17 protein-coding genes and 3 pseudogenes are annotated in these 16,417 nt (G+C 68.9%); 15 read left to right on the forward strand and 5 right to left on the reverse strand.

Annotation, left to right across the window (positions count from 1 at the left end; genetic code table 11):
* Nucleotides 1–93: 93 nt before the first annotated feature.
* The 3 genes from OG408_RS32640 to OG408_RS32650 are packed head-to-tail and all read left to right on the forward strand — an operon-like array spanning nucleotide 94 to nucleotide 2,471.
* Entirely contained in the window at nucleotides 94–903 is an 810-nt protein-coding gene (locus OG408_RS32640; protein ID WP_326674626.1) for an ABC transporter ATP-binding protein, read from the forward strand.
* On the forward strand, nucleotides 900–1,661 hold the full coding sequence (locus OG408_RS32645; RefSeq protein ID WP_326673423.1) for an ABC transporter permease: 762 nt from the start codon (nucleotides 900–902) through the stop codon (nucleotides 1,659–1,661). Before OG408_RS32640 ends, OG408_RS32645 begins: the two co-directional genes overlap by 4 nt.
* A gap of 15 nt (nucleotides 1,662–1,676) precedes the next feature.
* Nucleotides 1,677–2,471 carry a MerR family transcriptional regulator gene (locus tag OG408_RS32650; protein WP_326673425.1) on the forward strand — a complete coding sequence of 265 codons (795 nt, stop codon included), beginning with the start codon at nucleotides 1,677–1,679 and terminating at the stop codon, nucleotides 2,469–2,471.
* Nucleotides 2,472–3,268: 797 nt separating this feature from the next.
* Here the strand turns inward: OG408_RS32650 and OG408_RS32655 are convergent.
* Together OG408_RS32655 and OG408_RS32660 are read right to left on the reverse strand one after the other, a co-directional pair.
* Nucleotides 3,269–3,684, reverse strand: a pseudogene (locus OG408_RS32655) (IS21 family transposase); the annotation flags it as partial.
* A 141-nt stretch (nucleotides 3,685–3,825) separates the two neighbouring features.
* Nucleotides 3,826–4,125: a putative quinol monooxygenase gene (locus tag OG408_RS32660; RefSeq protein ID WP_326673427.1), complete on the reverse strand. Its 300-nt coding sequence runs from the start codon at nucleotides 4,123–4,125 to the stop codon at nucleotides 3,826–3,828.
* A 167-nt stretch (nucleotides 4,126–4,292) separates the two neighbouring features.
* Here OG408_RS32660 and OG408_RS32665 point away from each other — a divergent pair, with 167 nt between their 5' ends.
* The 3 genes from OG408_RS32665 to OG408_RS32675 all read left to right on the forward strand — a co-directional run bounded on the left by OG408_RS32665 (nucleotide 4,293) and on the right by OG408_RS32675 (nucleotide 6,448).
* Nucleotides 4,293–5,168: a helix-turn-helix domain-containing protein gene (locus OG408_RS32665; RefSeq protein WP_326673429.1), complete on the forward strand. Its 876-nt coding sequence runs from the start codon at nucleotides 4,293–4,295 to the stop codon at nucleotides 5,166–5,168.
* 324 nt (nucleotides 5,169–5,492) lie between these two features.
* Complete coding sequence (locus OG408_RS32670; protein ID WP_326673431.1) at nucleotides 5,493–5,867, forward strand: transposase; 375 nt, start codon at nucleotides 5,493–5,495, stop codon at nucleotides 5,865–5,867.
* 230 nt (nucleotides 5,868–6,097) lie between these two features.
* Nucleotides 6,098–6,448 carry a PRC-barrel domain containing protein gene (locus OG408_RS32675; protein WP_442806148.1) on the forward strand — a complete coding sequence of 117 codons (351 nt, stop codon included), beginning with the start codon at nucleotides 6,098–6,100 and terminating at the stop codon, nucleotides 6,446–6,448.
* A gap of 48 nt (nucleotides 6,449–6,496) precedes the next feature.
* On the opposite strand, the pseudogene OG408_RS32680 reads toward OG408_RS32675, so the two are convergent.
* Together OG408_RS32680 and OG408_RS32685 are read right to left on the reverse strand one after the other, a co-directional pair.
* Nucleotides 6,497–6,778, reverse strand: a pseudogene (locus OG408_RS32680) (STAS domain-containing protein); the annotation flags it as partial.
* Nucleotides 6,779–6,960: 182 nt separating this feature from the next.
* A pseudogene (locus OG408_RS32685) lies at nucleotides 6,961–7,131 on the reverse strand (ATP-binding protein); the annotation flags it as partial.
* 98 nt (nucleotides 7,132–7,229) lie between these two features.
* Between OG408_RS32685 and OG408_RS32690 the strand changes: the two are divergent.
* From OG408_RS32690 to OG408_RS32705, 4 genes are all read left to right on the forward strand, one after another.
* Nucleotides 7,230–7,889: a hypothetical protein gene (locus OG408_RS32690; RefSeq protein WP_326673433.1), complete on the forward strand. Its 660-nt coding sequence runs from the start codon at nucleotides 7,230–7,232 to the stop codon at nucleotides 7,887–7,889.
* 173 nt (nucleotides 7,890–8,062) lie between these two features.
* A complete protein-coding gene (pcaDC, locus tag OG408_RS32695; RefSeq protein WP_326673435.1) occupies nucleotides 8,063–9,358 on the forward strand; it encodes a bifunctional 3-oxoadipate enol-lactonase/4-carboxymuconolactone decarboxylase PcaDC in 1,296 nt (431 codons plus the stop codon).
* A 13-nt stretch (nucleotides 9,359–9,371) separates the two neighbouring features.
* The gene (locus tag OG408_RS32700; RefSeq protein WP_266784766.1) at nucleotides 9,372–10,034 is read left to right on the forward strand and encodes an MBL fold metallo-hydrolase; all 663 of its coding nucleotides are present in this window, start codon (nucleotides 9,372–9,374) and stop codon (nucleotides 10,032–10,034) included.
* A 48-nt stretch (nucleotides 10,035–10,082) separates the two neighbouring features.
* Entirely contained in the window at nucleotides 10,083–10,862 is a 780-nt protein-coding gene (locus OG408_RS32705; RefSeq protein ID WP_266784768.1) for an exodeoxyribonuclease III, read from the forward strand.
* A 13-nt stretch (nucleotides 10,863–10,875) separates the two neighbouring features.
* Here OG408_RS32705 and OG408_RS32710 read toward each other — a convergent pair whose 3' ends face one another.
* On the reverse strand, nucleotides 10,876–12,057 hold the full coding sequence (locus tag OG408_RS32710; RefSeq protein ID WP_285565158.1) for a Cmx/CmrA family chloramphenicol efflux MFS transporter: 1,182 nt from the start codon (nucleotides 12,055–12,057) through the stop codon (nucleotides 10,876–10,878).
* A gap of 482 nt (nucleotides 12,058–12,539) precedes the next feature.
* On the opposite strand from OG408_RS32710, the gene OG408_RS32715 reads away from it, so the two are divergent.
* The 5 genes from OG408_RS32715 (at nucleotide 12,540) to OG408_RS32735 (ending at nucleotide 16,315) form a co-directional block, all read left to right on the forward strand.
* Nucleotides 12,540–12,980, forward strand: a complete 441-nt coding sequence (locus tag OG408_RS32715) for a DUF6278 family protein (protein ID WP_266784772.1) — start codon at nucleotides 12,540–12,542, stop codon at nucleotides 12,978–12,980.
* Between the two features lie 134 nt (nucleotides 12,981–13,114).
* Nucleotides 13,115–13,858: an amino acid ABC transporter ATP-binding protein gene (locus tag OG408_RS32720; RefSeq protein ID WP_266784774.1), complete on the forward strand. Its 744-nt coding sequence runs from the start codon at nucleotides 13,115–13,117 to the stop codon at nucleotides 13,856–13,858.
* 14 nt (nucleotides 13,859–13,872) lie between these two features.
* Nucleotides 13,873–14,784: a glutamate ABC transporter substrate-binding protein gene (locus tag OG408_RS32725; protein ID WP_266784776.1), complete on the forward strand. Its 912-nt coding sequence runs from the start codon at nucleotides 13,873–13,875 to the stop codon at nucleotides 14,782–14,784.
* A gap of 17 nt (nucleotides 14,785–14,801) precedes the next feature.
* A complete protein-coding gene (locus OG408_RS32730) occupies nucleotides 14,802–15,446 on the forward strand; it encodes an amino acid ABC transporter permease (RefSeq protein ID WP_266784778.1) in 645 nt (214 codons plus the stop codon).
* Nucleotides 15,443–16,315: an amino acid ABC transporter permease gene (locus OG408_RS32735; RefSeq protein WP_266784780.1), complete on the forward strand. Its 873-nt coding sequence runs from the start codon at nucleotides 15,443–15,445 to the stop codon at nucleotides 16,313–16,315. The genes OG408_RS32730 and OG408_RS32735 overlap by 4 nt, the downstream gene beginning before the upstream one ends.
* The last annotated feature ends 102 nt before the right edge of the window (nucleotides 16,316–16,417 follow it).

Here is a 16,417-nt window from a genome sequence, read left to right on the forward strand (position 1 = left end):
AGCTTGACCTTGACGCTGGGTCAACCCTCCATCCTTCCGGGAGGAGCTTCCGGGCAGTAGCCGGGAACAGCTCCGCGAAGGAGGCAGATGACCATGACAGCCCAATCGATCGCCGGTCCGGCGATTCGCGTGCAAGGTCTCAAGAAGTCGTACGGGAAGCTCGAAGTGCTGCGCGGTGTTGACTTCGACGTGGTGCCGGGCAGCATCTTTGCCCTGCTCGGTTCCAACGGGGCGGGCAAGACCACGACCGTGAGGATCCTCGCCACGCTCCTGAAGGCCGACGCGGGGGCGGCGAGCGTCAATGGCTTCGACGTTGCCACGCAACCGGCGAACGTGCGGGAGTCCATCAGTCTCACCGGGCAGTTCGCGGCCGTCGACGAGATCCTCAGCGGGCGGGAGAACCTCGCTCTCGTCGCCAGGCTGCGCCACCTCAAGGACCCGGGCGCGATCGCGGATGACCTGCTGAGGCGCTTTTCGCTGAGCGAGGCGGGCGCGCGGAGAGTGTCCACGTATTCGGGTGGGATGCGCCGCCGGCTGGACATCGCGATGAGCCTCATCGGGAATTCGCCGGTGATTTTCCTGGACGAGCCGACGGCCGGTCTTGATCCCGAGGCGCGCATTGAGGTGTGGGAGGCGGTCAAGGAGCTCGCCGGCCATGGAACGACGGTGCTGCTGACCACGCAGTATCTGGACGAGGCCGAGCAGCTGGCCGACCGGATCGCGATCCTCCACCAGGGTCGGATCATCGTGAACGGCACCCTCGCCGAGCTCAAGCAGCTCTTCCCGCCCGCCAAGGTCGAGTACGTCGAGAAGCAGCCGTCTCTCGAAGAGATCTTCCTCGCGGTCATCGGCGGCGGCGACAAGAGCGACGTCACTGGCACGACAACTGGGGGACGAGGATGACCGCGTACTTCTTCAACGACACTGCCGCACTCACGGGGCGGACCCTGCGCCATGTGACACGCAGCATGGACACCATCATCACGACCGCCATCACACCGGTCGCCATGATGTTGATGTTCGTCTACGTGTTCGGCGGCGCCATCGATACCGGGACGGTTCCATACGTGAACTACATGCTGCCCGGCATCCTGCTCATGACCATCGCCTCAGGCATCTCCTACACCGCGTACCGGCTGTTCACCGACGTGAAGAGCGGGATCTTCGAACGGTTCCAGTCCATGCCGATCGCGCGGTCAGGTGTGCTGTGGGCCCACGTCGTCACCTCTCTGGTCGCCAACCTGATCGCGCTCGTGCTCGTCGTGGGCGTCGCTGTCCTCATGGGCTTCCGCTCGGGGGCAGGAGTGTCGGCATGGCTCGCGGTCGCCGGCATCCTGCTCCTGTTCACTCTGGCGCTGACCTGGCTCGCCGTGATCCCCGGGCTCTCTGCGTCGTCGGTCGAGGGAGCGGGCGCGTTCGCCTACCCCCTCATCTTCCTGCCGTTTGTCAGTTCGGCGTTCGTGCCCACAAGGACGATGCCCGGACCGGTGCGCTGGTTCGCCGAACATCAGCCGGTGACGTCGATCGTCAACACGATCCGAAACCTGTTCGCCCAGCAGCCGGTCGGCGACGACATCTGGACCGCCCTCGCCTGGTGCATCGGCATCCTCGTCGTGGCGTACATCTTCGCGATGGCCGCCTATCGCCGGAAGATCGCCTGAGGCAGGCTGAGACCCATGCTCACCATCAGCCAGCTTGCGGCGTACGCCGGGGTGACGGTGCGGGCCGTACGCCACTACCACCGGATCGGGTTGCTGCCGGAACCCGATCGCGACGGGTCCGGATACCGGACCTACGACGCTGCCGCGGTCGTGCGACTGATCCGGATCCGCACCCTCGCAGACGCCGGCGTGCCGCTGGCCCGGGTACAGGAACTCCTCGCCGCCGGCCCGGAGGACTTCGCCGGCGGCGTCCAGGAGATCGACAAGACCCTGCGCGTCGAGATCCGGCGTCTGCAGAACACCCGCAGCCGACTCGCCAGGCTCGCCGCCGGAGAGCACCTGGCGCTCCCGCAGAGCGTCGTGGACTACCTCGACCGGCTGCGCGGTCTCGGCGTTGAGGAGCGGTACATCGAGATGGAGCGGGACGCCTGGATCATGATCGCCGCCCAGGTGCCAGACTCGATCGACTCCGTGATCACCAGGAAGCACGAGGAGCTGGACGACCCCGACACGGTCAAGCTCTACAGCCTTCTCAGCGGGGCACTCGACTGGCCGGCCAACGATCCGCGGATCGTCGAGGTCGCCGACATCATGGAGCGCTTGATGGTTCGCGCTGTGGAGGCCGGCCATGTGGGTGCCGACGACGGCATCGACGACAAGTTCGTCGACCTGCTGGACTCAACCGCGGCCAACTCCTCACCGGTCGCCGAGCGGCTGTTGGAGATCCTGGAGGAGCGGGGCTGGAGGGGCTGGACCCGCATCGAGCGAGTGCCTGCCGAGAGACTCAACACTGAGCTGCCGTCATCGTGAAAGCAGGTCAGGGTCCTTCCGAAGACACGGACGAGGTGGACGGGATCTTCGGACTCGCGGGCTTCGTCCAGGACTCTGTCGGCGCGAACTGCGCGCAGAGTCAGAGCGGTGGGATCGAAGCGCCTGAACACGTAGTCCGCGGAGACAGGATCGGTCGCGCTGGCGGTCTGTTGAGTGACTAGAAGATGCGCGTTGACGGTGCGTGGCCGACGGCGAACGGACGAGCCGCCCGCAATGCGTCCACCGACGCGCTGACGGTCGCCTGCTGGTGTCCGTACGGGTGGAATCCGGGGCCCTTGCCCAGACCGAGGTAGTCCGGGGCGGACACCGTACGGCCAGTCGAGGCGAACAGTAGCGCCGTGGCCCGGTCGGCGGACCCACACGCCGTAGCGGACCTGCGCCACGCCGATACCTGTCTTCGTCAGGCGGGCCTTGACGTCCTTGGCACTCAGGTCCGCCACCTGGGTCACGGAGACCACCGAACCGCGGGCTGTGGTGGACGGCGCGGCGGGCGAGGAGCCGTCTTGTTCGGAGCTCTGCTCGCCGCATCCGGTTGCCATCAGTGCGGTCACCGCACACGCCAAGGCCAGCGCACCGGGCTTGACCGATCTTCCAAGTACCTGCGAAATCTTCATGGTTGGACTCTGCCGCGCCCGCCATACCCGGCACATTGGGACAGGCACCCCGTTCGGCAGGGGGATGCCCCAACCCATGATCAGGGGGCGGCGGACTCCTTGCCTCCGAACGGAGCGGCCGAGCCTCCCCGGAAACCGCCGCTCCACCCGCCACCCGGTATTGCGGATGGTCGTGCCGTAGTGGCGGGCAATCTCGACGATCTCCGCGTTGCGGACTGCGATGTTCGCGATGTGTCCGGTCGTCACGGTCTTCTCGTTGTCGGTCGGCACATAGGCCGGCACCCCGCCGATCTGCCGCAGCGTGGCATCCAGGCAAGCCGCGATGGTGGGCAGCGTCTTGTCGAAGACGGGGATCACGACCCGGAACCGGGACCAGGACAGCCACGCGCACCACAGCAACGTGCGGCGCCCGTTGAGACGTGGGCCCTCGCCCCAGTCGAACTGCAGCCAGAGCGCCGGCTCCGGGAGCCACGGGCCACCGTCTGGTGATCGCAGCTGGCCAGCTCGGCTGCCGCCCGATAGCTGCCGGTGAGGTCGTACGCCTCCAGAATATCCATGATCTGCTTGCTGCTCTTCACTCTGATGAACGGTCTCCGCGGCCCCGCCTCTCGTCCTCGCCCTGCTCCTGGCCCCGCCGGCCCCACAACCCACGAGGCCGTGCTCTCATGACGTTCGCGAGAGTACGGACCCGGCGGGCGGCTCGCTGGTGCGGCGGTGTCTCAAGCGGGGACGTCGGTCAGACGACGCAGGGTGAACGGCTCGGCGAGGACCTCGTCCAGGACCTGGGCGACGTGCTTGAAGTGCGGCAGCGAGAAGTGGTGGTCCAGGGCCGCACTGCTGACCCATTCCTCAACGATGACCATGCGGTCGGCGCGGCTGGGGTCGGCGAACGGCTGGTAGCCGATGCAGCCCTCCTCCGCCAAGGACGGCGCGATCATCGCGTCCAGCTCGTCGCGCAGACGCTTCTCCTGGCCCGGCTTGGCGGTGAAGCTGGCAACGATCGTGAGCGTGTTCAGCATGGGATAACTCCTGGTCCGGTGCGATGGGTGACGTTGTTCGCTGGCGAACAAGGTCCATCCTGCGCAGCCGATCCCAGAGCACCCAGAGCTCCGCGCAACCCAGGGTCGCCCTGCCTGGGTCTGCCAGGACCAGGCAGACCCGCACGGCCGTGCTCGACACTGGGACCATGGATCGTGCCCAACAGCTCAACGAGTTCCTCAAGACCCGACGCGCCCGTCTGCGCCCCGAGGACGTCGGCGCGGGCAACTTCGGCGGCCGGCGGCGCGTGCCGGGCCTACGTCGAGAGGAACTGGCCCTGCTGGCCGGGGTGAGCGTCGACTACTACACCCGCCTGGAACAGGGCCGGGCCCGCAACGTGTCCCCCGACGTCCTGGACGCCGTTGCCAGTGCGCTCCGCCTCGACGCCGACGAGCGCACCCACCTGCACAATCTCGCCAAACCCACCAGTATCCGCAGACGTCCCGGCCGCCCGCAGCGGGTCGGCCCCGAGATGCGCCAGGCTCTGCAGTCCCTCGCCACCATTCCCGCCTACATCATCGGCCGACGTCTGGACATCCTGGCCTGGAACGACCTGGCCCGGACCCTGATCGCCGACTTCCCCGCCCTGCCCGCAGCCGAGCGGAACATGGCCCGGCTGGTCTTCCTCGACGACGCCTCCAAGGACCTCTACCCCGACTGGGAGAGCAAAGCCCGCGACACCGTCTCCAACCTCCGCCTGGATGCCGGCCGCCACCCCGACGACCCGCAGCTGGCCACCCTGGTCGGTGAACTCTCCCTGGGCAGCGTTGACTTCCGTCGCCTGTGGGCCGACCACAACGTCCACGGCAAGACCCGCGGCCGCAAGCGGTTCAACCACCCCCAGCTCGGCGAACTCGCCCTCGACTACGTCGCCATGCGGGCCCCCGACGACCCCGACATGACCATGATGATTTACAGCACACCACCCGGATCCGAGGCCGCCACCGCCCTCCAGCTCCTGGCCAGCCTCACCACACCACCCGTTCCCGACACCGCTGACCCCCCGGTGGAAAGCACGCTCTGAACTGAGCGCACCATCCACGCACCGCGAAGGCGCAACAGGAAGTGGTCCACGAGATGCTTGCCCAAGGCCACTCACGCCGGGCGATCGCCCGGCACCTGGGCTGGGGCCTCAACACCGTGCTCCGGTACACGGCCGCCGCACACTGGCAGGACACCATCCGCGAGAACCGGCCCCGGCCCAGCAGACTGGCCCCCTACAAGCCTTACCTGGAGCGGCGATTCGCCGAGGGATGCACAAGTGTCACCCGACCGCACAGCGAGCTGGTTGCCGAGCACGCTCGGGGCTCCGTCCGCCGCACCGCCCCGGCCACTGACGGTGCGGCAGGTGACCGGCTGGCTCACCCGTCACCCCGCGACCCTGACCGAGGAAGACCGGGTCGGCCTGAAGGAGGTCCTGGCCCGCTGCCCCGAACTGGACACGGCGGCCGGACACGTCCGCGACTTCGGCGAGATACTCACCGACCGGCTCGGTTCCACACTCCCCACCTGGATCGACGCAGTCGACGCCAGCCAGCTCCCCGGCCGCACAGGCTTCGCACTCCATTTGCTCCGAGACCTCGACGCCGTGACCGCCGGGCTCACCCTGGACTGGAGCTCCGGCAGCATCGAGGGCGCCGTCAACCGCATCAAGAAGATCAAGCGACCGCTCTACGGCCGAGCCGGATTCGAACTGCTCCGCGAGATGATCCTGCTCCAGTAACACTCCGAGGCGCCCCCCAAGATCTGTGCCAGAACCCGGAAACTCGGCAACATTCTCTCGCCCGTCGAGCGCTGAATGCCGCTCAAAGCCATCGCCAACTGCTGTCACATGCAGTCGACGAAGCCAAATGCCTGATTGCTCGGCACGCGGCAGGGAAGGAAGAGAGCGTCGTAAGAGAGCAGGCCACCGACCGCGGTTGGCCGGGACGAAGGGCAGGGCCTGTGAGCAGTATGTGGATGTACGCGCAGGACAGCGGTCATACGTACGGCCAGTCGATGGTGGGCTTCACCGTGGAGACCGCGGATGGGAGCATCGGCCACGTAGACCGGCAGCAGGACCAGCCCGGCATGCAGCACCTGGTCGTCGACACCGGTGTGTGGAAGTTCGGCAGGAGCGTGCTGATCCCGGCCGGTGCCGTCATTGCCATCGACACCAGGGCGCAGACGGTGAAGGTCGCACCGTCCCGGGAGGAGATCAAAGCCGCTCCCCGATTCACCACCGACAGCGAGACAGGTGCTCCCGAATACCTGTTGGCGGTCGGTGACTACTACCTTTCTCTCCGCACCGCGCCCCTTCGCTGAACCTGGGCGCAGTCTGCGGGTCCACCTACCAGGGAAACTGAACAGGCGCGTGAGCCAGGGAGAAGGGCTGACAATGCGCAGGTCGGTCTGCTGATGGGTGGTGAGGATCAGCACGAGGAACATCGAATCGGCGAACGTGATGCCGCTGGCGTCCAGAATCACTGCCCCGCTGGCCGCGACGGCAGATTCGATCTGCGTTCGCAGGGACGGCAGAGACTCGAAGTCGAATTCTCCGCGAGGGGCGATCACCGGCAGCGGCTCGGAGCCAGAGCGCCGGGGGACGGATGGCGTCATGAGGTGAGTATCGTTCCCCGTAGCCCCTCGCGTCATGAATCAGAGTGCCAAGTGGAGTCCGCGCAGCCGCTTTGCTCGGCCGCGAGTGATCGCAGCTTTGTCGCCGCACACGCCCCGTCTGCACCTCGGAAAGACCCCAGTCGCTTCCATGTTCAGTCCTTCGAGCTTGCGCTGCTCTGCGGTGATCCGGACCGGAGGTCTTGCTGTCCGTGGCAGTGTCAGCGGGAGAGGAAGGCCGTGACGGTCTTGCCTCCGGCTGCACAGCGGATGACCGCGGTCGTGCGGGCCAGGCGGTTGACCATGGGCCAGCCGAAGCCGCCGCCGGAACCGATCAAGTCAGGGGTCCGCATGCGCGGCCATCGCGGACTCGTGTCGCCGACAGCGACCTCGCGCCGTCTACAGCTACACCATGACTCTGGCGCGTCTTCGGGGAATGCTCGGGCACATCCGGCTCCAGGACCTTGCCGAGGACGATGTCTAGGAGTGGATGAAGTGGGCGCTGCGCGAGGGGCGGGTGCGAGGCGGTAAGGCGGGCACCGGTTTGGGGGTGGCCTCGGTCGAGATGTCGCTGGCGCGGTTGAAGGAGGCGCTCGACCGGGCCGTTGCCCGGCGCCTTGTCGAGGTGCATGTTGCCCGGGAGGTGGAGGTCCCTCGCAACCATCGGAAGGCGGAGCGGCGGGCGAGGACCGTGATCCCGCCCTGGAACCTTGAGGAGGTGCGCGCCTTCGTGGATGCGGTCATGGACGACCGTTTGTACGCCGCTTTCCTCGTGTCCCTGATGGGATTGCGGCCGGCGGAGATCTGCGGCATGCGGTGGGCCTACGTCGGCCTGGACAGGGCCACTCTGACCGTCCACCGGACCCGGACCCTGATGGGCAACAAGGGCGTGGTCGAGAAGGACACGAAGTCCCTTGCCGGGGAGCGCCGGCTTCCCCTTCCCGACCTGGTGGGCGACGCACTCGCCGACTTCAAGGCCACACAGATCACCGAGAAGCTTGCGGCGGGGGAGAGGTACGAGGACAACGAGTACGTGCTCGGCAGGGCGCTCAACGGGCGCCAGCTGCGTGAGCGGGCATACAACGTCATGGCCGAGAATTCGCTGCGCCGGGTGCGTTTGTACGACGCCCGTGCGAGTTGCTTCACGTAGCTGGCGAACAGAGGGGTGCCGGACCGTCTTCTTGCCCGCTGGGCCGGGCACAGCGACGTCCGCACGTCCAAGCGCTGGTATGTGAAGCCGGATGTGGAGGATCTACGGTCGGTGGCGGATACGTGGGGAGGTCTGGCGAGTGCCCCGGCCCCCGCTCACGGAGCGAATGCGAGATGTGGGAGCGTGAGCGGGTGAGCGAGAAGAACGTGGAAACCCTGCAATACCGCTTCGACGGGCCCGAAGACGCACCGGTCCTCGTCATAGGCCCCTCCCTCGGTACCACATGGCACATGTGGGACCGGCAGATACCCGAGCTCACCCAGCACTGGAGAGTGTTCCGCTACGACCTCCCGGGGCACGGCGGTGCGCCCGCCCACCCCGCCACCGCGGTCGCCGAGCTCGCCGACCGGGTCGTGGCCACCCTCGACAGCCTCGGCGTCCAGCGCTTCGGGTACGCGGGCTGTTCCATCGGTGGTGCGATCGGCGCGGATCTCGCGCTGCGGCACCCGCACCGGGTCGCCACGCTGGCCCTGGTGGCCTCCTCGCCCCGGTTCGGGAGTGCCGACGAGTTCCGGCAGCGCGGGGTGATCGTCCGGACGAACGGGCTGGAGCCGATGGCCCGCACCGCGCCGGAGCGCTGGTTCACCCCGGGTTTCGCCGCCGCGCAGCCGGCCATCGTCGAGTGGGCCGTCCAGATGGTCCGCACCACCGACCCCGGCTGCTACATCGCGGCCTGCGAGGCCCTCGCCGCCTTCGACATCCGCGCCGAACTCGGGCGGATCGGCGTTCCCACGCTCGTCCTCGTCGGTGCCGAGGACCAGGTCACCGGCCCCGGTGACGCCCGGACCCTGGTGGCGGGCATACCCGACGCCCGGCTCGCCCTCGTGCCCGGCGCCTCCCACCTCGCCCCGGTCGAGCAGCCGGGTGCGGTCACGGACCTGCTGCTCACCCATTTCTCCACGGCCTGGCAGGACACCATGGCCGCCATCCCCGTGCTCCCGTCCGCTCCCCGGCTCTCCGCCCCGGTGCTGCCCGTCGCGGAGCTCACCGCCGCCACCGCACAGCCCGAGGCGGCCGCCGGCGGGCGGCCCGATCCGTACGGGCCGGGCATGAAGATCCGCCGCGAGGTCCTCGGTGACGCCCACGTCGACGGCGTCATGGCCGCCGCCGACGACTTCACCAGTGGCTTCGAGGAGTTCGTCACCCGCTACGCCTGGGGTGAGGTGTGGGGGCGGGAAGGGCTGGACCGGCGGATGCGCAGCAGCGTCACGCTCACCGCGCTGGTCGCCTCGGGACGTATGGAGGGACTGGCCGCGCACGTCACGGCCGCCCTGCGCAACGGGCTCACCCCGGCCGAGATCAGGGAAGTATTGCTGCAGACCGCCGTGTACTGCGGGATTCCGGCCGCGAGCGCCGCTTTCACGATCGCGCAGTCGGTGATTCAGGCGGAAACGACACCTCCCGCGTAGCAGGATGGTCCGCATGAACGCCCAGACTCCCGAGCCGCTCCCGCTCACACTGACCAAACAGTCCCACTCATGTGTCCGTCTGGAGAAGGGCGGGCGCACGCTCGTCATCGACCCGGGAGGGTTCTCGGAGCGGGACGCCGCGATCGGCGCCGAGGCGATCCTGGTGACGCACGAGCATCCCGACCACTTCGACGAGGAGCGGCTGCGGGCCGGTCTGGAGGCCGACCCGGCCGCCGAGATCTGGACGCTGCGCAGCGTGGCCGACAAGCTCGCGGCGGCGTTCCCGGGGCGCGTCCACACCGTCGGACACGGCGACACCTTCTCGGCCGCCGGGTTCGACGTCCAGGTGCACGGCGAACTCCACGCCGTGATCCACCCGGACCTTCCGCGCGTCACGAACGTGGGCTTCCTGGTCGACGGGTCCCTCTTCCACCCGGGGGACGCCCTCACCGTGCCCGACCACCCGGTCGACACGCTGATGCTTCCGGTGATGGCCCCCTGGAGCAAGATCTCCGAGGTCATCGACTACGTGCGCGAGGTCGGACCGCGCCGGGCCATCGACGTCCACGACGCGCTGCTCACCGATCTCGCCCGCCCCGTCTACGACGCCCACATCGGCAACCTGGGCCGCGCGGACCACGAGCGGCTGGCCCCGGGGGAATCGAGGAGCCTCTGACGGGCGCCGCCCCGGCCACTGTCAGTGGGAGCCGCTAGGTTTACGTACATGCGCATCGCGACCTGGAACGTCAATTCGATCACCGCCCGACTGCCGAGGCTGCTGGCCTGGCTGGAGAGCACCGGCACGGACGTGCTGTGCATCCAGGAGACCAAGTGCACGGCCGAGCAGTTCCCGGCCGAGGCGCTCCGTGAGCTGGGCTACGAGTCCGCGGTCAACGCCACGGGCCGGTGGAACGGGGTGGCGCTGGTCTCCCGCGTGGGGCTGGCCGACGTCGTGACGGGGCTGCCCGGCGGTCCGGAGTACGACGGAGTGCAGGAGCCCCGGGCGATCAGCGCGACCTGCGGGCCGGTCCGCCTCTGGTCGGTGTACGTGCCCAACGGCCGCGAGGTCGAGCACGAGCACTACGCGTACAAGCTGCGCTGGTTCGAGGCGCTGCAGAAGGCGGTGGCCGGGGACGCCGCGGGGGCGCAGCCGTTCGCCGTGCTCGGTGACTTCAACGTGGCCCCGACCGACGAGGACGTCTGGGACCCGGCGCTGTTCGAGGGCGCCACCCATGTCACCCCGGCCGAGCGGGCCGCCCTCGCCACCCTGCGCGAGGAGGGCCTCGCCGACGTCATGCCCCGCCCCCTGAAGTACGACCGGCCGTACACCTTCTGGGACTACCGCGAGCTGCGCTTCCCGAAGAACAAGGGCATGCGCATCGACCTCGTCTACGGCAACGCCCCCTTCACCGCCGCCGTCAAGGACAGTTACGTGGACCGCGAGGAGCGCAAGGGGAAGGGCGCGTCCGACCACGCCCCCGTCGTCGTCGACCTGGAGCTCTGAGCGGTTGCCGTGCTCAGGCGTCCGCCCGCCGCGGCGCCTGAGCCTCCACGGCGGACTCACGCGTGGCAGCGGCCGCTCCCGCCGTGCCGAGCGCCAGGACCATGAGCAGCGCGCTCACCCACAGCGGTGAGCGGAAGCCGAACCCGGCGCCGATCGCCAGTCCGCCGAGCCACGGTCCGAGCGCCCCGCCCACGTTGAACGCGGCGGTGGAGAACGAACCGGCCAGGGTCGGCGCACCGCCCGCCAGCCGGAACACCTGCGAGATCAGCGCGGTCCCGGTGCCGAACGCGAGCATGCCCTGGACGAGCACGAGCGCGACCACCGCCACCGCGCTGCCCGCCGCCGAGGCGAACAGCGCCCAGCCCAGGGTGAGCGCCACCAGGCCCGCCGCCGTCAGCGCGAGTGGCCGGGAATCGATGATCCGGCCGCAGACCGCGACGCCGACGAACGAACCGACACCGAACAGCGCGAGTAGGACGGGCACCCACGCGGCACCGAGCCCGGTGACGTGCCGGGCGACCGGCTCCAGGTAGGAGAACGCGCAGAAGGTCGCACCCTGCACGAGCGCGCTCGTCAGCAGGGCCAGCAGCAGACGGGGCGAGGCCAGGGTCCGCAGTTCGGTGTACGCGCTCGGCAGCGCGGCCGCGGGCCGCCCCGCCGGGATCGTCGCCGCGATCACGGCGAGCGCCGGCAGTGAGACGAGGGCCACCGCCCAGAACGCCGCGCGCCACCCCCACTCCCCGCCCAGCCACGCCCCGGCGGGCACCCCCGCCACACAGGCCACGGTGACACCCCCGACCACCACGGACGTGGCCCGCGCACGTGCCGCCGGACCGGCCAGGGCGACCGCGGTCACCAAGGCGACGGCCCAGAATCCGGCGTTGGCCACCGCGGCGACGACCCGCGTCGCGAGCAGCACCCCGTAACTGGAGGTGACCGCGCCGACGACGTGGACGGCGGCGAATACACCCAGGAAGAACAGCAGGGCGCGGCGGCGCGGCCAGTTGCGGCCCAGGAGCGCCATCAGCGGCGCCCCGACCACCATCCCGACGGCGAACGCCGAGGTCAGCAGACCCGCGGCGGGAAGGGAGACGTGCAGATCTCCCGAGATGCCCGACAGCAGGCCGGACAGCATGAACTCGGACGTGCCCTGGGCGAAGACGGCGAGCCCGAGGGCGTAGACGGAAAACGGCATGAAGAACCCCATGGACGGCTGATGGACGGAACCGGTCGGGGATGCGGGCCGCACCCGCCCGTCGGTGACGAGCGGCGACACGGCGGATCGGCCGCCGCGCTCGCGGCCGTGACACGGCACGGCGCGGCGCGGCAAGGCGCGGGGGCGTGGAGGGTGAGGAAGCAGTGCCCGTACGTACACGCCGGGGCGGGACCCGCATCACATGGGTCCGGAGGGCGGCGGAGCGACAGCCGTGACGACGGACAGGAGCCGGTCAGGCGTGGACGCGGGAAGCCACCGGGGGACCGGTGGCTAGCGTCTGTCGGACTCGGGGCTGCTCATGAAGGGGGAACCTACCAGCCGGCCGCCCGGCTCCTCCACCTGTATTCCGGGCCGGGAGCGTGTACGGGTGAACGCGGGGCGTACACGTGGTGTTCAGCACTCGAACGACAGGCCGCGCGCCCTGTGGTGCGGATCCGGGCCGGGATGGGACCCTGAGCGGTATGAACATCCCTTTCTTGGACAACTGGCGTAAGCGTCACGACGGAACGCGGGAGGCGGGGCTCGCGGCCGCCGTCGAAGCCGATCCGGGAGGCGTGGCAGAACTGCTCGCCGAATGTGAGCTGCTGCGCGTCCGGGTGGGGGAGCGGGGACTCGAACTCGACGACAGCCCGGCCTCGTTGGCCGCGCTCGACCAGCTGCCGCCGCGCTGGCGCGACGACCCGGAGGAACTGCCCTGGCTGGGCAACGACGCGGGCCTCTATCTGGGGACCGTCCTGGTGCGCAACGTCGCCGGTGCGCACTGGCACATCTGGCCGAGCGGCCAGCCCGTGGTGCGGCTCGCCTCGGGGCGCGAGATCGATGTCGTCGAGGCCGGTCTGGACTGGGCGATGACGGGCAGTCCGGAGCTGTCGCAGGTGTACTCGGAGTCGGCCGAGGGGTGAGGGAGCGCCGCCCCCCACCGCGCGGCGCGATAAAACGCCTTATGCCCCATTGACGCGTGTCGGGTGTGAAGTCCCTTTCCGGGGTGGATAGTTTGCGCTGACCTCGACATAGCGATAAGTGGGTAGGGCAGCGTATGGCCGTCGATCCGTTGATCGAGCTGCGTGACGTCAATAAGTTCTACGGAAAGTTGCACGTACTGCAGGACATCAATCTCACCGTCGGCCGCGGGGAGGTGGTGGTGGTCATCGGCCCCTCCGGCTCCGGCAAGTCAACGCTCTGCCGCACCATCAACCGGCTGGAGACGATCGAGTCCGGCCACATCACCCTCGACGGCAGACCCCTCCCCGAGGAGGGCAAGGGACTGGCGCAGCTGAGGGCCGAAGTCGGCATGGTCTTCCAGTCGTTCAACCTGTTCGCGCACAAGACCGTGCTGGCCAACGTCTCGCTGGCCCAGCTCAAGGTCCGCAGGCGGAAGAAGGACGAGGCCGACCGGCGGTCCCGGGAGCTCCTGGAGCGGGTGGGGCTCGCCTCGCAGGCCGACAAGTTCCCCGCCCAGCTCTCCGGCGGGCAGCAGCAGCGCGTGGCCATCGCCCGCGCCCTCGCCATGGACCCCAAGGCGCTCCTCTTCGACGAGCCCACCTCGGCCCTCGACCCGGAGATGATCAACGAGGTGCTGGAAGTGATGCAGCAGCTCGCCCGCGAGGGCATGACCATGGTCGTCGTCACGCACGAGATGGGCTTCGCCCGCTCCGCCGCCAACCGGGTCGTCTTCATGGCCGACGGCCGCATCGTCGAGGACCGCACCCCGGAGGACTTCTTCACCGCGCCGGAGAGCGACCGCGCCAAGGACTTCCTGTCCAAGATCCTCAAGCACTGACGGGGGGCCCTGTGTTGCGTACGAGAAAAGTACTGGCGGCCTGTGCCGGCCTCCTGCTGGCCGTCCTCGCCGCGGGCTGCGGCAAGGAGGGCAGCCCGCCGGTGAAGGGGCCGCAGCCCGGTGCGCTGCCGGTCTACAAGGTCGACACCGGCTTCCGGCTCCCGGACTCCAGGACGTGGACGAAGGCGAAGAAGCGCGGCTATCTGCGGGTGGGCGCCAAGGAGGACCAGCCCTATCTGGGCGAGAAGGACCCGGCCACCGGGGTCTACTCCGGTTTCGACATCGAGATCGCCCGGATGATGGCGGCCTCACTGGGCTTCGACCCCAAGACGATCCGGTTCAAGACGATCGCCTCCGCCAACCGCGAGACCGCCCTGCAGAACGGGCAGATCGACTACTACGTCGGCACCTACACCATCAACGACATGCGCAAGAAGCTCGTCGGGTTCGCCGGCCCCTACTACATGGCCGGTCAGGGGCTGCTGGTCCGCACCGACGAGAACGACATCCACGGCCCGCAGGACCTGGCCGGCAAGACGGTCTGTTCGGCGGCCGGCTCGACCCCGTACCAGCGGATCGCCGCCGACTACCCGAAGGCCGACCTGGTCGCCTACGACACGTACTCGATCTGCGTCGACAACCTGCTGACGTACCAGGTCGACGTCGTCACCACCGACGACGCGATCCTGCTGGGCTTCGCCGCCAAGGCGCCCGACGAGATGAAGGTCGTCGGCAAGCCCTTCTCCGAGGAGCCGTACGGCATCGGGGTGCCGCGCAGCGACAACGCGCTGCGGTTCGCGCTCGACGACGCACTGGAGGCCAACGAGAAGAACGGCAACTGGAAGAAGGCCTTCGAGGCGACGCTCGGTCTCTCCGGGGTGCCCGCGCCGAAGCCGCCGCCCATCGACCGCTACCCGGCGAACTGAGAGGACGGCCACGACACATGGACGTACTCACCGACAACTTCTCGCTCTACGGCAAGGGCTTCCTCGGGACCGTCGAACTGACCTTCTACGCCTCGATCCTGGCGCTGGTCCTCGGTTTCGTCATGGCCTCCTGCCGGGTGGCGCCCGTCGGCTCGTTCCGGGTGATCGGCACGGTCTGGGTGGCCGTGCTGCGCAACACCCCGCTGACCCTGCTCTTCTTCGCCGTGCTGCTCGGCCTGCCGCGCTTCGGCCTGGTGCTGCCGTTCAACGTCTTCGCGATCCTCGCGCTCGGCTGCTACACCTCGGCGTTCATCTGCGAGGTGCTGCGCTCCGGCATCAACACCGTGCCCACCGGGCAGGGCGAGGCGGCCCGCAGTCTGGGCATGACCTTCGGCCAGACGCTCGGCAACGTGGTGCTGCCCCAGGCGTTCCGCTCGGTGATCCCGCCGATCGGCTCGACGCTCATCGCGCTCGCCAAGAACTCCGCGATCGCCGGGGCGTTCAGCGTCACCGAACTCCTCGGCACCTACAAGACGCTCAACGAGCTGGGATACAGCATCATCTGGACCTTCGTCTGGATCGCCGTCGGGTACCTGATCATCACCCTGACCATCAGCGCGATCTTCAACCTGATGGAAAAGCGCTGGGGAGTTGCCCGATGACCGCCCACTCCGCCCCCAGCGCCACCGCGCTGTACGACATCCCCGGCCCGCTGACCCGCAAGCGGCACCTCGTCTACGGGATCGTCTCGACGATCCTGATCGTCGCCCTGGTCGGCTGGGTCATCTACCTGCTCTTCGACACCGACCAGTTCACCAGCGCCAAATGGTCGCCCTTCGAGTACAAGGGCATCCAGGAGCTGCTGCTGCGCGGACTCGGCAACACCCTCAAGGCGTTCGCGTACGCCGCGGTGCTCTCGCTGGCGCTCGGGGCCGTCCTCGCGGTGGGGCGGCTCTCCGACCACCGGCCGGTGCGCTGGGTGGCGACCGTCCTGGTCGAGTTCTTCCGCGCCATGCCCGTCCTGGTGATGATCTTCTTCATCTTCGTCGCCCTGAAGGTGCAGCCGCTGCCCGCCCTGGTCGCCGGACTCACCCTGTACAACGGCTCCGTGCTCGCCGAGGTGTTCCGTACCGGCATCCTCTCGGTGGAACGCGGCCAGGGCGAGGCGGCGTTCGCCCTGGGCATGCGCAAGACGCAGGTCACGACCTTCGTCCTGGCCCCGCAGGCGGTGCGCGCGATGCTGCCCACCATCATCAGCCAGCTGGTCGTGGCACTGAAGGACACCTCGCTGGGCTATCTGATCACCTACGAGGAATTCCTCCACGCGGGGAAGCTCATCGCCTCCAACCTCGACTACGATCTGCCCTTCATCCCCGTGGTGATGGTGATCTCGCCGATCTACATCGGGATGTGCATGCTGCTCTCCTGGTTCGCCACCTGGGTGGCGAAGCGGCAGCGGCGCAATCCGAAGACGGAGGCGGCGGGCGTCGCTCCGGCCGGGCCGGGGACGTTGATGCCGGGAGCGCAGTAGCCGGGGCCGCCGCGACGCGGCCCCGGGGAGCGGTGTCCGTCCGGCAGCAGCCGGTGATCACTTCTCGCAGCACGGCACGGACGGGTACCACGGTCCGTGCCG

The sequence above is a fragment of the Streptomyces sp. NBC_01257 genome, from assembly GCF_035917255.1.
In the GTDB taxonomy this organism is placed as follows: Bacteria; Actinomycetota; Actinomycetes; order Streptomycetales; family Streptomycetaceae; genus Streptomyces.